Raw genomic sequence first — 14,188 nt, 5'->3', positions numbered from 1 at the left:
GACTTGGATTTTATTCAGGCAAGACAAGCTAGTCTAGTTGCATAGGTCTTTACTAGCTTGTCTAACTGTAAGCCTTTCTATATTTACCTACCTTTTAGTAGCGCTCCAAGCTAAGATAAATTCATCGATTGATTGAAATCGTTCTTTTCTATCTTTACGTACTGCTTTTGAAGCAACTTCAAATAATGTTTTACTGGCCACCCATTTTTCAAAAGAGTGGTCTAGTTCTCCACCAGTTAAAGCAAATGCAGTAGCCTCCATAAGATAAACACTAATTTTTCTTAAAGAAAAAAATAGCTGGTTAGTAAAACCAGCCAAAACTTCACTTTTTTAGTTTTTTTACGCCTTCTTTATATTTTCTTCTCAATTTTTTCTAGACGTTCTCCAATATTCCTTAGTTGAGCCACTATTTCCATCATTGCACTTTCCATTTTCTTCATTCTTTCATTCTCCAGTTTTTCTTTCTCCTTCATACGGTCTATACCATATGGATTGTTATAATAGCTCATAACTTATCCCCCTTTTAATATGATTTTTATTGATAACTAATCCCAACAATCATCTACAAACCAATGTCTTATATTATTTGCTATTTTAACAAGTGTAAGCATTAATGGCACTTCTACTAATACACCAACTACAGTGGCTAGGGTTGCACCTGATTTAAGCCCAAACAATGATATTGCTACAGCAACGTCAAGTATTATTTCTCCTTTATCTACTCATTTATCCTCAATCGCCTTTTTCATTAAACACATCGATATTCATCTATGTGAAGAGCAAAAAAAATTTTTTCTTAATAACATCTATCATTTACTAAGATGTTTCCTTATTTCATCAACCTTGGCCACCTTTCCCATAACTACTACCTTTTCATCAACTACTAATGCCGGTGTCTTCATTACACCATACTTCATTATTTCCTTAAAATCTTGAATTTTTTCGATAGTTGCATTAACACCTAATCCTTCTACAGCCTTCTTAGCATTTTCCTCAAGTTTTTTACAGTTTGTGCATCCTGAGCCTAAAACCTTGATTATCATTTAAACTCCTCCTTTAATTAATATATGTTTTGAGTCTTCTAAATTAAATTAACAAGTGAGCTACTCCATTAAATAAATATCCGACTCCAATAATACCAATACCAGTAATAATTACAAAAGTAGTTATAAGTTTAGGTTTTATAACCTTCCTCAAAAGTATCATCTCTGGAAGAGATAGTGCAGTGGTTGCCATCATAAATGATAGAGCAGTTCCTATTCCTACACCTTTGTTAATTAGTGCCTCCGCAATTGGTATAGTACCTAATGCATTTGAATATAGTGGAATTCCAACTAAAACTCCTACAAGTACTGCTAGAGGATTATTTGGCCCTGCATACTTAGCTAATACCGGAGCTGGAGCCCATCCGTGAATAGTTGCTCCAATAGCAATCCCGGCTACTAGATATAACCATATTCTCTTAATAATCTCTTTGACATTGTCTAATGCGAATTTAACTCTATCCTGATTACTCAGATCTTCAATTGCTACTTCACCCATTTGTATCTCATATACATATTCCTCGACTTCCTTTTCTAATCCTAATGCTCCTATTAATAAACCTCCTGCTACACCTACTATAACTGCTGTTATAATATATGCTACAGCTATCTTCCATCCAAAGGATGCTAGAAGTATCGCAAAAGCTGCTTCATTTGCTATAGGTGATGTTATTAGAAATGAAAAAGTTACTCCAAGAGGTACACCGGCTTCAACAAAACCGATAAAAATCGGAACCGATGAACATGAGCAAAACGGAGTTACTAATCCTAAGAGTGATGCCATAATATTTCCTGTAATGCCACTGAATCTACTTAATATCTTTTTAGTTCTTTCCGGTGGAAAATAACTTCTTATATAGGAAATTGTAAAAATCATGAAACCAAGTAAAATAAGTATTTTGATCGTATCATAGATAAAAAAATGTATACTCGAACCTAACTTTGTAGCCATGGATATACCAAATACATTCTCAACTAGACTCTCTACTATATTGTAAAGCCATTTAAATTGCAATATATTATTTAGCCATTCTATCAATTTAATCAACTCCTTATCTTCCAAGTTAACTTGTTTATTTCTTTGTATAACTTTTTTATTTTTGATATTATGATAATTCTCAAACCACCCCTTTGTATAAATTTTCTATATTAAAGTTAGTATATTATAAAATTCTAATATACTAATTTACTAATATAATATTCCTGTTTTTTCTATTTGTCAATAATTAAAGTAAAATTTCTCCCAGAAAAACAACTTTAATAAAAACGAGTTAATACACGGAAGCATGTTTTTTTATGGCTTTACAGAATCAAAACCAAATGATATTTGCTTTTTTCACAAAAAAAAGCTACCAATGATACCTTGGTAGCCAAATATATTCAATTTTATTTTTTCTTATAAATAAGAGGCTTCATCTTTTAACCTCTCACTATCTAACACTATGATTTTGCCATTGGAACGCTTAATAATACCTGTTTCCTCTAGTTCAACAACAATTCTTCTCAAATGACGTGGTGAAATACCAAAGTACTCAGCTGTTTGTTTAAACTTTACCTTAATAGCTCCATTAGTACCATCGGCCAAATCATAAAAATACTTAGCTAATCTACTTTTTAATGGATACAGCAATGCTCTAGAATACTTAATAGAAGTACTTCTAATTTTGCAAGCCATTCTTTCACATATAAATTTGTAAAAGTAAATGTTATTGCTAAGATACGATTCAAGTGTTTTAATAGGAATTGCAATTAGGGTAGTTTTAACTAAAGCTTTTACGTTATGATAATATTTGTCATTAAATATATATTCAATATCACCAAGTATATCAATTGGCTGCAAATAATCTAGCAACACAAATTTCCCCTCTTCTGATGAAGGAGAAACTCTAGCTCTTCCCTCTACTAATATATAAAAATAATTCCGCTCGCTATTTTCTATTAGAATCATTTCATCTGCCTCATACCGATGTAGTTCAATTTCTTCGATACTATGATCATCAAATATATTGCTCAGGGAGTATTTATCTATATATTTTTTTAATACCTCTATCCTACCTACTTTTTCCAAAGCTATCACCTCTAGAATAAAAAAGTCTTTTATAAAACTTTTCTATTAACATCTTTCTTTTCATTATTACTATGTGACTCTAATTTTATTTTACCAAATTTTTTTTATACTTCCCCGGACAATTGTCCTCACTTAATGAAAAAATATTAATTTATACTGTTATTAAATATTGAAAGTAAAAAGAAAGGTGGACTCGATATATGAAGTCAATTATTGATGATATTAACTTATCAGAATCTGGTAAAGATCGTATTGAATGGTTTAGAGCTCAAATGCCTATTTTAAGGAGTCTTGAAGAAACATTTGTTAAGGAACAAACTTTTAAAGGAACAACTCTAGCAATATGTATGCATGTAGAACCTAAAACTGCATTTTGGATAGAGGGTCTATTAAAGGGTGGTGCTGAGCATATTTATCTAGTTGGTTGTCTTGGAACTACCAAAAAGGATACGGCAGCTTATTTAGCTACTTTAGATAAAGTAATTGTTTTAGCAAAGGAAAACGATACCTTAGAAGATCATAAAAAATATCTTAAGGAAGTAATGAAACATAAATGTGATCTTTTCTTAGACAACGGAGGTAGCTTGACCCTTGCATACTATGAAGCCAAGCCAAACTGGAAACCGCTTGGAGCCAATGAGGAAACTCGTTCCGGCAAGCTTCTTATTGAAGATGCAAAGTTAGATATAGATTTTCCAATCATTGTTATCGATGATTCTCCTCTAAAAAAAATGTTAGAGAATGCAATTGGTGTTGGCCAGTCGGTAGTAGATGGCTTTATGAGATGTACCAGTTTACTACTAGGTGGAAAAAAAGTGTTAGTTATAGGTTACGGTTGGTGCGGCAGTGGTGTTGCAACTAAGTTTAAAGGAATGGGTGCTACGACAATGGTTTATGATATTGACCCTTTATATAGTCTTAAAGCAAAGGCTGAAGGTCACTTCGTTGGAGAACTAGAAGAACTTATTCCTATGGCTGATGTCATTATTACTGTAACAGGTAGATTTGATGTTATTAGACCTGAACACGTTGCATTAATAAAAGATGGAGTAATTCTTGCTAATTCGGGTCATTATGGCTTTGAAATAGATGTACAAGGCTTGAAAGAAGCTTCTTCTGAAGTGTTAGATGTAAAAAAAGGCATTACAAAACTTACTGTTGACTCTAAAACACTTTATATATTGGAGAATGCCAGCCCTATTAATCTATCAGCAGGAGATGGCAATCCAATAGAAATTATGGACTTAGGACTAGGACTTCAGTCAGCATCTGCTGCTAAAATAATTAACAATCATGATACCTTAGTTAATGGAATGCAAACGGTACCAGATGACATTAATCAAGCCATTAGTGAAATATCCCTTAAAAGTATTTAAGATTACTGACATTGATTAAATTTATCATAAGTTGTACAGCATCATTCTTATTGGATGCAATTAAGGAAAAAAAGCTTCTTTTATTGCATCCAATTTCAATATTATATACAGTTCAGGTAAATCACTTTCATATGTACATTAATTTCCTCTACTTCAAAGCATTTAAAATGAGATCACAGAGTCTCATGGTTTCTACATTATCCTTATCATTAGAAGATGGTATTACTCCATCCCTTAAGCATGTAGATAAATGATTCATTTCTCCAACAAACCCTCTAAGATATATGTCCCGCAAAGTACCTGACATTGGTGTCATGGATGGGGTAAATATGCGATCTTCTTCAGTATGGGCTGCATAAGATACTTTATCATTTTGCTTGCTTTTATGTATAATAACCTTATTAATCTCCTCAGTTTGTACAAAACCATCATCAAACGTTACTGTTAAGTTTTCACTCTCCCTTGACCAAGCCGTCATACTAGAAAAGTAAAAACTACCCACTACGCCTGACTCAAATTTTATAGAAAAACACTGGGATATATTTTCATTATGACTGTTACTAAATCCAGTAACATCCTTAACTTCACCAAACAAATACCTTACTAAATCGATGATGTGAATTGCTGCAAGTTTAATAAAGCTTTCTTCATCTTTGCAAAAAGGTGTACCATCCACTGCAAAATTAACAGTAAAAGAACGTACTTCACCTAACTCTTTGGATGCAATCATTTCTTTTACTTTTTCATAGCATGGAGCAAATCTCTTCATAAATCCAACCATGGCAAAAACTCCATTTTCTTTGGCTAGTTCATGTATGATTCTAGCTTCTTCTTCAGTCCATCCTAATGGCTTATCGACAAATATATTTTTCCCTAATTTTATACATTCCTGTGCAATTTGAAACTGATCTTTAGGCTGAGCCACAATAATAACACCGTCACATGGTTCAGATGCAAGCATTTTCTTATAGTCATCATATGGATTGCCTTCGCTCCCAAATCTAATCAAAGCTTTCCTGGAGTTTTCTATATTTCGCGTTGCGATAGCTTTGATTTTTATTCCCGCTTCAATTGCTGATGGATAAATATTTGTTGAAGCGTGAAAACCTGCCCCAATAAAGCATAAGTCTATAGGTCTCATGTGAGTTACCTCCTTAAGTATTACATTTTCTACTTAGTCAGTTGTTATATAATCTTGCCACATTTGCAGCCATTTCTTTTCACCTAACTCCTTTAGCTTCTCCTGATTTAGAATTAGATCCTGATCTAGCTTTAACCAGGTCTCAGAAAATTTCTTGAATCGACTACAGGGAAATGATTTGCATTCGTAGCAATATCTATATCCCTTTTTTTCTACGCAACATACATAAATACCTTTACATCTTCTTTTCTTACAATGCTCTCCTGCGCCTAAACAAGGATTTTTTTCTCTTACATAGTTTGGACATCCACCGCAGTAAATACCACATGGTGGTATATACCCATCATACTTTCTCATATATCCCCCAATTCCCTTCATATAGATACAGGCTACCTATTTTTTGACTCATTATTCTTCGGCTTTATAGGTATCCAAACCTCCTCTTCCGCATTTGGATCATCAGGCCTATAATTCTTCTTTAGAACTTCAAAATGTTCTCTATGATCTAGTTCATACTGTGAACTTGGCAACCATTTTTCAAATATATATTGCTGAGTTAAGTGAAAGGCATTTGCAGGTCCTTTATGTATGAAAACTGCATACAAACCGCCTTGTAAGACGTAGGTTAGCATTTCATTAGGCACATCATCGAAATCTGTGACTTCCACAACTGCCCACTTTTCAAACTCAGTATCGGGAGTATGCTTCTTACCGTATACATTCATAGATATGAAATTAGAATCTACTCTATTTTTTATGTTACTATGTTTCTTCATAAAACCATTCCACAACTCAAATGTTTTATCGTTCATGAAACTCATCTCTTTACTCATTCCTATAAGCTTTTTTTCTTGTAAATTTTCTATTCTTACCATTCTTCTTTCTCCTTTATAGGTATATACTGATCGACTCTACACGTTCTTTCCGGATCATCTTATTAAATAAGCATATATATAATTCTTCTTAATATCACTTACGTATCTTTTTCCTCATCATAAACTTCTATTATAATCTTACTACAATCATTACATCTAAAACCTTCAATAACTGGTCTAAAGCCAGGTCTTGTACTTACAACCTCTCCACCATAACCCAGAAACTCAATAAACTTATTACCCTTCTCTTCTGAGCTATACCATCTCAGATCTCCTCTATCTCCCTTTATAGTTCCATAAGCCATAGGTTTATTACAATAAGGACATTTCATATCTAATCACCTCAGCAGCTTTATCATATATTCTTTAAACTTTTTTGCTTCTTCTTCTGATAGTTTGCTTTCCACATACATTCCCATTCTCTTGAGTGAATTAATTTCACCTTTCTTGATCGCCTTCCCCTTTTCGCTTAATCTAATAAAATACACTCTTTTATCTTCTGATGACTGTTCTTTGTATACAAGTCCCTCTGACTCCATTTTTCGTACGGCAACTGAAGTAGATGCCTTAGTTATATTTAGGGCCTTGGCAATTGAGCTTATGGTTGCATCCTCAGAATTTGCTACAACTTCTAATACTCTAAAACTTCCGTAACTTATTTTTTCGAGCTCTTCTTGACCAATAAGTTTTATCTTTTCATCTCTTACCATTTCACTCATTTTATCGGTTAACTTATCAATTATCTCATATAGTTCCATTCTAACACCTCATTGTGTCTTAGTCTTTATTATTGTAATTTTATCATTGAACATCCAATGACTCAAGGAGGTTTGAGAGTAATAGAATTGAACTATCATATATTCAAATCTATATTGCCTCTATTAATCCTCTGCTCTTCTTTTAAAAATGGGATATGAACTATCAACTTCAATAGCATACCTACACCTAGAATCAGTATTGGTATCCATACTGGATAACTTTCGAAAAGGATTCCATAGACATACATCCCAATAATTCTTGAGAGAGAAATAAAGATAATAAATACGGAAATAAATCGTCCTAACATATTTTCTGGAACTTCTGTCTGATAAAAGGTTCTGAAAAAAACTGCATAAAAACCAAATGAAAGAAACATTACAAAACATGCCATTGAAAGGTATATTACTGGCAGATTTACTGATCTACTCATAAGGTCTACAACTGGAGTAAAAATCACAATAGCGAAGAAAAATACCGATGTCAATATTCCTAGAATCCCTATATTAATATTTTTTGATACATCCTTATCTTTGATTGCAAATGCCAAGAATCCAGCAAGGATTGTTGCAACAGATATTGTTGCTCTAACTATTCCATAATGTATCTCTGGAGATTTAAAGGTTACTAGAAGTAAAGAAATGATCCCAACTTCTATAAATGGTATTAAAAAAAGATGTGTTAATGCTCCATTTACCACCAAGGAACCAACTCTTATATCTTCTTTTAATAACTTGAATACACTTAGCATATCTTTAGCAATTTTTCCTTTTTTCTCAGATATGGTATCATCAAACGTCAATAGCATTTCAGAAATTGCTGAGACAATAAAAGTTATAGCGTCAACTAAAACGATAACAAAAAGCCCACCAGATACATACAACGCACTGGCTATTAGCGGTGAAATAACGTTAAGTGAGTTGTCTATAGTCTGATCAATGGAGTTGACATCCTTTCTATCCTCCAGAGGAACAATTTTGGGGATGACTGACACTGAAGCTGGTATAAAAAAAGTATCGGCTATTGCAAATGTAAGAATAACTAAATATATAATCGGAAGACTGTAATTATTGAATATTAATATTCCTATCAGGGCTACACCCCTTGCAAAATCCAAAAGTATCATTAATTTCTTTTTGGGAATTCTATCTACTATTGCTCCTGAAAAAGAACTGAAAATTAATCTTGGAATATAAGCGATTGCCATAATTGTACCAAAAGCTTTCGGTGAATTTGTAATCTTTAACACGTGTAAAGCTAGGGCTGTCATAAGCATTACATCTCCAAAAATTGAAGTACTTCTTCCAAAAATAAGTAACATTATATTCTTGTTTCTAAATATACCTTTCATAAATACCCCACCTTATAAAAAAATAATAGCCATATAATTAGTTAGTTATAGCTAACTAATTATATGGCTATATTCTATAACAGGGTAATAATTTTGTCAATTTTATTGTTCAAACTCTGTACTTGTTATACTTATTTAATCTTTTATCTCCATTTCCATATTATACATAATTGGCTCAAAGCCTTCATTGATATAAAATGATATAGCGGAATTATTGCTTGGTATTACCGATAATCTGTAATACTTAATCCCACGCTCAGAGCCCCATTTCTTAGCAGCATCAATTAAAGCTTTTCCTACTCCTTTTCTTTGAAAAGATTCTTGAACTATTAAGTTCTGAATGTATATGTATCTCTTTTTAATTAAAACTGGTATATTTTTTGTCTCATTTAAATGAATTTCAATCAATCCAACGATTTTCCTATATTCTTCTGCTATTATCAGTTCACAACTTTCATTATTTATTAATTTTTTAATTTCTTCATTGGTAGTCTCAGCAATCTTAAAAAAGCTGGGTAAAAGTTCTGCACTTGAGTGGTTTAGTTCATCGAGTAGAATTTTTATACTTTCCATATCTTCTAAAACAGCTTCACGTATAAACATTATTTGACCCCCTAGAAATTTTTTAACTACTTTAGTCGCCCTAATCATTCACTATTCAACTCATTATGTTATAATAATTACATAATTGTAAAATAGTACCTAACAAACACACTGCTGATGTATATTATTATTTTTATAAATATTTTAAATTTATTCTTGTTATAATAGGAGGTTTTATAGATGAAAGAAAGATTAATTCGTTTCATAATCATATTTTCCCTTAGCTTATTCTTATGTAGTTGTACCACCTATACAAACGGGACTAACGAAACCTCTTCACAAATAGATCCATATTTTCAAGAGGATGCACTTTCATATACTGATGTTATTGGAGACCCTGAATCTGCTGATGCTATTTTCAAAAAAGTGTTTAAGCTAAAAAGTCTAACTAGCCATATACTATATTACTCCCCAGGACAATATAATTTTGTGGTTAATTTCGATAGCTCAGTAACTAGCTTAGAAATTGATGAATTCATGTCATACTTTTCTAACTCATTTATTAGCATGCATCCAGCTCCAATAGGAACATCTCCTTATCAGTCTCAATTAACGGACATACTTAAGTCCGAGGATAAACCTTTTGAAAAATTGAGCTTAAGAGTATATATTAATGATGTTAAGGCCTTTAGATATGACTACACATTTAAAGATTTAAAGCTAACATCGTGCAAATATTGGGAAAATGTTTATAATAACTATACCTTCAAAACCCTTAAAAGTAAGTCTGTTGAAGACTTTATTAAGAAAAATGGAGACCTGCGTAGTACTATCAATATTAGAAAAACCTTTAAAAATGATGGAGTTATTATAGTAAATGTAAAGAATAATAAAATGTACAGCGATAGGTATATAAATAAAATGAAAGAAAAAATAGAAAATGACCTAGCACCGGCCTTAGAAAAAGAAACCCTTGATAAGTATGGTACTAATTCTCAATATCTAGGGATAGTACTACAATTTGAAGCTTCAAAAAATATCTATCAAGAATATGTATATTATAATGGTAAAGATGAAGATAAAGGCTGGATTGATGTGAACTGGATGGAACATAAGTTTCTATCTAACTATATACAGAATTAATGTTCCTTCACGATCTATTAATTGGATTTTCTAGATAGTATAAAGGGTGTCACAGAATGATGAATTTCTGAGACACCCTGTGGCTATCTATCAATTTTTTTCTTTGATACTGGTATATGCGCCACTAAACATTGCAAACAATAGCCCTGTAATTGGGAACACAATCCAATTAATATGCCATTGATTAAAAATCAAACCAGTAATCAAAAAGATGATAACAGCAAGTGGCCACACAATTGCAGCAACAGCACTAATTACTTTGTTGTTTTCCTTGCTGAGATTTGGATAGTCCTCAATTTTTAATAATTTTTTATAGCTTATTTGAATCCATCCAAAGTATATGAAAATATATACTGCTACAGAAATGATAAGCAACAGGAGAACTACTCCATAACTTGATGCATTGTCGTTTATCACCGATGTTATAAATAATGCCACTGGTGATAGAATACACATCATTACACCAATAATTACTGATAGTATATAGGTCGAATGAGAAGAATCTTTTTTGTACTCAATAGACTTTCTTACATGAGCTTGTAGTTCAAAGCCATTACCTATATGCTTATATTTATCAATGGTCAGTCCAGCATATACAAACATACCAACAGCTATCGCAATAAGTGAAAAGAAAGGAATGAGACTAATCATCCTTACTGAACCCTCTGAAAAACCAGTTATGAAGCCATCCTCTATTAATTGTGGAACTAGAATTAGTAGAGATGCTCCAAGCAAGCATAAAAACACACCAATTCCAATGAAGTTACTAATTTTTTTGTTTACTCTCAAGTATTCATTCACTTCATCTTCAGTTAGAATAGGAAGTTCTTCTTTTTCGTCTTTAATCTCTATGTCAAATTCTTTTATTAATTCATCAATATTCCCAAATTCTGAAATTACAATACCTATTGCTTCATTTTCTGACTTACCATCTCTTTTAAGCTCATTGTATTTCTCTTCCATATTGGATAATATGTCTTCTCTCAAGTCTTTTATTTGTTTTGTTTTTGGTAAAGTTGCAAACATATTATCTAAGTAATTAATAATTGTATCCATTTTACAACTCCTCCTTTATAAATCGATTAATAACTTCCTTTGTTACCTCCCATTCTTTGCACTTTTCCTTGTAATAGTTTATCCCTGCTTCAGTTATACTATAATACTTACGCCTTTTCCCATGGGTTTCTTCCTTAAAAAATGATTCAATATATCCGTTTTTCATCAAACGATTGAAAGCAGAATATAATGTTGTCTCCTTCATGATGTATTTTTCATCTGAAAGTTCTTTGATATTCTTTGATATCTCATATCCATAGGAATCATTGTCTAATAGCATATACAGAATAATCGTATCATTATACCCTCGAATAACATCACTGCTAATCAAATATATTCTCCCTCCTCTCATTCTTACCACTACTTTAGATTTAAAATGATAGTTATATTAGTTTTACTCCGTCAGTCGTACTACATCTGTCGTAGTAATTTTATTATAGCACAATTACTACGACAGGTGTAGTAATAATTTTATTTTTTGCCAAACGAATATATTTATGTACATAAATAAAAAAGCCTCATTATTTGATGTTTAGAGGCTTTTATAAGATTACTAGATTGTTATTTCCAATATTTGGATAGTTTTTTCAGATTAAAGAAAGAACTATTTTAGTAGATTCTTCTCACAATAGGAATGAAATTATCAATCGTAGACATTATATGATTATATAGTAATATAATCATATAATGTCTCTATTTTTAGAATAACATTTCAAAATCTCTATCTTTTCCTAGTTTTTGCAAAACTTTATCTAGATTATTCTTTATTTCATTGCAGTTAAAATTATTTGCTTTATACCTATTAAGCCTTTTGACATCTTCTGAATGTTTATTCTGCCCTTTGATTTCTAACAGAACCCAATCATAGAAGGCTCTTTTTTCATTCATAAACCTCTCATCAATACTATAATACACCCATTGCGAAACTTTTTCACTAATTATAATTTTTTCTGTTTTTAACTTGTTTAAATGCCTAGATAAATTTGACTGTTTAATCTGCAGTAACACTTCTAATTCACAAACACAAAGTTTTTGTCTGGATAATAGATTAAATATTCTAAGTCTATTCTCATCTCCAAGAGCTTTAAAAATATCAATAAGTTCCATAGCAACCTCCTACCGCTTAATCATATTACTATTTGATCATATAATAATTTATTCTTGAGAATTTGTCAATATTTAATCAAAAACAAAGACGACTAAAGTCGTCCTTAAGCTTCAATATTTTAATCATTCACTATCCTTCCTGAGCCAATGCAGCCATTCTACCATTAGAGACCGTTGCTGTAATGCCTTCTGCCGATATTTCAATAGGCTTAGCGGTTACAAAATACTCACAACAACCAGGACAGGTTATACAATCGCAAAAGGTAAAATTAAATATGTTTGTTGATCTTCCAATGGTCTCAAATTCTATTCTTTCCAATACCCAGGTCCCTATTGATATAGCTTTTCTATTGTCACAAACTCTGAACAATTCGTAAAGAATTATACCATCAACAGCATTGTCAACAAGTACTTCAAAACTTACAAGACTTGAAAACTCAATATTTATCATTGGCTTACACAAACAAGTGGTATCTATGGTAACCCATGCTAATAGAAATGCTGGGTCATTTGATGACGTAAAGGTTTTACTTCCGGTCCCCTCACCGCATTCAAGTAATATTTTTTTCGCTGTAGGATGCTTTGGTACGCAATCAATACATTCGATTTCTCTATCAAGGATTTTACAATCATTCGATCCACCTGATAACTGGGCAAGTGCAACCATTCTAACATTATCCACTACTACATCCGCTCTAGCATCATCAATATTTACTTCAAGGGGGGTAATCATTACAAAGTATTCACAGCATCCTTCAGGGGCTTTACATTCACAAAAAGTGAAATCGAAGGTTTTATTTACTTCCGAAGCGTCATTATTATCTATTCTCTTGAAGTTCCAAATACCAAGTGATAGTGGTTCCTTGTCACCACAGACTCTAAGCAATTCAAATTGTAAACTGACATCTCTCACATCTTCATCAATTTTTATAATACTTGAAAACTCAATTAGAACTTTAGGCTTACTTAAACAACTAGTATCAATGGTAACATGGGCTATATTAACTGATGGTTGTTCTGCTCTAAAAGTTACGCTTCCATTTCCTTGACCACATGCAAGCAATACTTCTTTAGGCCTGGGATGTTTTAGTTTGAATTTAGTGTCATCATAGTTTGGCAAATAGGTCTTATTTTCACCCTTTAAAGAATCACATAAAGGTTGGGATAATGCTGACATTCTTCCATTACTAACTGTTGCCGTTGCTTCTGTTATTTCGATTGGTGTAACAGTCACAAAATATTCACAGCATCTTGGACAATTTGTACACTCACAAAAGATAAAACTAAATGATTCTTCTAGACGATCAAATGCTGCTGATCTGAAATTAACTTTTTCAAACCTCCAAACTCCTAATAATTTTGGTTCAGCATCTCCACATACTCTAAACAATTCGTATTGTAACCTAACACTTCCAATGCTAGATAGTCCCACAATATCAACTATGCTAGAGAACTTGACTAAAACTTCAGGTCTATTCAGACAGGTCGTATCAAGGGTAACATAGGCTAATTGAAATGGAGCATCGTTAGTTGATGTGAAGACTCTACTTCCCGTTCCTTCTCCACATTCTAGTAATATTTTTTGATGATTTGGGTGTTTTGCTTTACACTTGGCAAATTTATTCACAGGCTCACAGGATTTACAATCTTGACAGCCTTGATCATTGTTCACTGTCATACCTCCTAACAATATGAAGCTTTAAATGCAAAATTTTTTCAGAATTATGCT

The 14,188-nt window shown here is 32.2% G+C and carries 18 protein-coding genes and 1 pseudogene; 2 read left to right on the top strand and 17 right to left on the bottom strand.

Annotated elements, in window-relative coordinates; genetic code table 11:
• Positions 1-87 precede the first annotated feature (87 nt).
• The 6 genes and pseudogenes from R9X47_RS28260 to R9X47_RS28235 form a co-directional block, all read right to left on the bottom strand.
• Complete coding sequence (locus R9X47_RS28260; protein ID WP_432664399.1) at positions 88-318, bottom strand: hypothetical protein; 231 nt, start codon at positions 316-318, stop codon at positions 88-90.
• A gap of 32 nt (positions 319-350) precedes the next feature.
• Positions 351-509: a hypothetical protein gene (locus R9X47_RS28255; RefSeq protein WP_432664398.1), complete on the bottom strand. Its 159-nt coding sequence runs from the start codon at positions 507-509 to the stop codon at positions 351-353.
• A gap of 36 nt (positions 510-545) precedes the next feature.
• A pseudogene (locus R9X47_RS28250) lies at positions 546-701 on the bottom strand (arsenical-resistance protein); the annotation flags it as partial.
• Between the two features lie 108 nt (positions 702-809).
• Positions 810-1,043, bottom strand: coding sequence for a thioredoxin family protein (locus R9X47_RS28245; protein ID WP_432664397.1), 234 nt, complete (start codon positions 1,041-1,043; stop codon positions 810-812).
• A gap of 43 nt (positions 1,044-1,086) precedes the next feature.
• Positions 1,087-2,088, bottom strand: a complete 1,002-nt coding sequence (locus R9X47_RS28240; protein ID WP_432667705.1) for a permease — start codon at positions 2,086-2,088, stop codon at positions 1,087-1,089.
• Positions 2,089-2,439: 351 nt separating this feature from the next.
• Positions 2,440-3,111 (bottom strand): Crp/Fnr family transcriptional regulator, encoded by a 672-nt coding sequence (locus R9X47_RS28235; protein ID WP_432664396.1) that lies wholly within the window; start codon positions 3,109-3,111, stop codon positions 2,440-2,442.
• A gap of 200 nt (positions 3,112-3,311) precedes the next feature.
• Between R9X47_RS28235 and R9X47_RS28230 the strand changes: the two genes are divergently transcribed.
• Complete coding sequence (locus R9X47_RS28230) at positions 3,312-4,487, top strand: adenosylhomocysteinase (protein WP_432664395.1); 1,176 nt, start codon at positions 3,312-3,314, stop codon at positions 4,485-4,487.
• A gap of 148 nt (positions 4,488-4,635) precedes the next feature.
• Here the strand turns inward: R9X47_RS28230 and R9X47_RS28225 are convergent, their stop codons facing one another.
• From R9X47_RS28225 to R9X47_RS28195, 7 genes are all read right to left on the bottom strand, one after another.
• Positions 4,636-5,628, bottom strand: coding sequence for a Gfo/Idh/MocA family protein (locus R9X47_RS28225; RefSeq protein ID WP_432664394.1), 993 nt, complete (start codon positions 5,626-5,628; stop codon positions 4,636-4,638).
• 33 nt (positions 5,629-5,661) lie between these two features.
• Positions 5,662-5,985: a DUF3795 domain-containing protein gene (locus R9X47_RS28220; RefSeq protein ID WP_432664393.1), complete on the bottom strand. Its 324-nt coding sequence runs from the start codon at positions 5,983-5,985 to the stop codon at positions 5,662-5,664.
• A 32-nt stretch (positions 5,986-6,017) separates the two neighbouring features.
• Positions 6,018-6,503 carry a GyrI-like domain-containing protein gene (locus tag R9X47_RS28215; RefSeq protein ID WP_432664392.1) on the bottom strand — a complete coding sequence of 162 codons (486 nt, stop codon included), beginning with the start codon at positions 6,501-6,503 and terminating at the stop codon, positions 6,018-6,020.
• Between the two features lie 98 nt (positions 6,504-6,601).
• Positions 6,602-6,835, bottom strand: a complete 234-nt coding sequence (locus R9X47_RS28210) for a PF20097 family protein (protein WP_432664391.1) — start codon at positions 6,833-6,835, stop codon at positions 6,602-6,604.
• A gap of 6 nt (positions 6,836-6,841) precedes the next feature.
• Positions 6,842-7,261, bottom strand: a complete 420-nt coding sequence (locus R9X47_RS28205) for a MarR family winged helix-turn-helix transcriptional regulator (protein ID WP_432664390.1) — start codon at positions 7,259-7,261, stop codon at positions 6,842-6,844.
• A 95-nt stretch (positions 7,262-7,356) separates the two neighbouring features.
• On the bottom strand, positions 7,357-8,610 hold the full coding sequence (locus R9X47_RS28200) for an MFS transporter (RefSeq protein ID WP_432664389.1): 1,254 nt from the start codon (positions 8,608-8,610) through the stop codon (positions 7,357-7,359).
• Between the two features lie 135 nt (positions 8,611-8,745).
• On the bottom strand, positions 8,746-9,213 hold the full coding sequence (locus R9X47_RS28195) for a GNAT family N-acetyltransferase (RefSeq protein WP_432664388.1): 468 nt from the start codon (positions 9,211-9,213) through the stop codon (positions 8,746-8,748).
• 180 nt (positions 9,214-9,393) lie between these two features.
• Between R9X47_RS28195 and R9X47_RS28190 the strand changes: the two genes are divergently transcribed.
• Positions 9,394-10,296 carry a hypothetical protein gene (locus R9X47_RS28190; protein WP_432664387.1) on the top strand — a complete coding sequence of 301 codons (903 nt, stop codon included), beginning with the start codon at positions 9,394-9,396 and terminating at the stop codon, positions 10,294-10,296.
• A 90-nt stretch (positions 10,297-10,386) separates the two neighbouring features.
• Here R9X47_RS28190 and R9X47_RS28185 read toward each other — a convergent pair whose 3' ends face one another.
• The 4 genes from R9X47_RS28185 to R9X47_RS28170 all read right to left on the bottom strand — a co-directional run bounded on the left by R9X47_RS28185 (position 10,387) and on the right by R9X47_RS28170 (position 14,131).
• On the bottom strand, positions 10,387-11,352 hold the full coding sequence (locus tag R9X47_RS28185; protein WP_432664385.1) for a permease prefix domain 1-containing protein: 966 nt from the start codon (positions 11,350-11,352) through the stop codon (positions 10,387-10,389).
• Position 11,353: 1 nt separating this feature from the next.
• On the bottom strand, positions 11,354-11,683 hold the full coding sequence (locus R9X47_RS28180) for a PadR family transcriptional regulator (protein ID WP_432664384.1): 330 nt from the start codon (positions 11,681-11,683) through the stop codon (positions 11,354-11,356).
• 368 nt (positions 11,684-12,051) lie between these two features.
• Entirely contained in the window at positions 12,052-12,459 is a 408-nt protein-coding gene (locus tag R9X47_RS28175) for an ArsR/SmtB family transcription factor (RefSeq protein ID WP_432664383.1), read from the bottom strand.
• A gap of 130 nt (positions 12,460-12,589) precedes the next feature.
• Positions 12,590-14,131: a DUF4489 domain-containing protein gene (locus R9X47_RS28170; RefSeq protein ID WP_432664382.1), complete on the bottom strand. Its 1,542-nt coding sequence runs from the start codon at positions 14,129-14,131 to the stop codon at positions 12,590-12,592.
• Between the last annotated feature and the right edge of the window lie 57 nt (positions 14,132-14,188).

The organism is Wukongibacter baidiensis, from assembly GCF_050888315.1.
In the GTDB taxonomy this organism is placed as follows: Bacteria; Bacillota; Clostridia; order Peptostreptococcales; family Caminicellaceae; genus Wukongibacter; species Wukongibacter baidiensis.
This window is presented reverse-complemented; position numbering and strand designations above follow the sequence as displayed.

Bases quoted from the DNA above. Each gene is read 5' to 3' on its own strand.
- R9X47_RS28175 (WP_432664383.1), bottom strand. From the start codon at position 12,459: ATGGAACTTATTGATATTTTTAAAGCTCTTGGAGATGAGAATAGACTT.
- R9X47_RS28190 (WP_432664387.1), top strand. From the start codon at position 9,394: ATGAAAGAAAGATTAATTCGTTTCATAATCATATTTTCCCTTAGCTTA.
- R9X47_RS28215 (WP_432664392.1), bottom strand. From the start codon at position 6,503: ATGGTAAGAATAGAAAATTTACAAGAAAAAAAGCTTATAGGAATGAGT.
- R9X47_RS28220 (WP_432664393.1), bottom strand. From the start codon at position 5,985: ATGAGAAAGTATGATGGGTATATACCACCATGTGGTATTTACTGCGGT.
- R9X47_RS28210 (WP_432664391.1), bottom strand. From the start codon at position 6,835: ATGAAATGTCCTTATTGTAATAAACCTATGGCTTATGGAACTATAAAG.
- R9X47_RS28205 (WP_432664390.1), bottom strand. From the start codon at position 7,261: ATGGAACTATATGAGATAATTGATAAGTTAACCGATAAAATGAGTGAA.
- R9X47_RS28255 (WP_432664398.1), bottom strand. From the start codon at position 509: ATGAGCTATTATAACAATCCATATGGTATAGACCGTATGAAGGAGAAA.
- R9X47_RS28200 (WP_432664389.1), bottom strand. From the start codon at position 8,610: ATGAAAGGTATATTTAGAAACAAGAATATAATGTTACTTATTTTTGGA.
- R9X47_RS28225 (WP_432664394.1), bottom strand. From the start codon at position 5,628: ATGAGACCTATAGACTTATGCTTTATTGGGGCAGGTTTTCACGCTTCA.
- R9X47_RS28185 (WP_432664385.1), bottom strand. From the start codon at position 11,352: ATGGATACAATTATTAATTACTTAGATAATATGTTTGCAACTTTACCA.
- R9X47_RS28195 (WP_432664388.1), bottom strand. From the start codon at position 9,213: ATGTTTATACGTGAAGCTGTTTTAGAAGATATGGAAAGTATAAAAATT.
- R9X47_RS28230 (WP_432664395.1), top strand. From the start codon at position 3,312: ATGAAGTCAATTATTGATGATATTAACTTATCAGAATCTGGTAAAGAT.
- R9X47_RS28245 (WP_432664397.1), bottom strand. From the start codon at position 1,043: ATGATAATCAAGGTTTTAGGCTCAGGATGCACAAACTGTAAAAAACTT.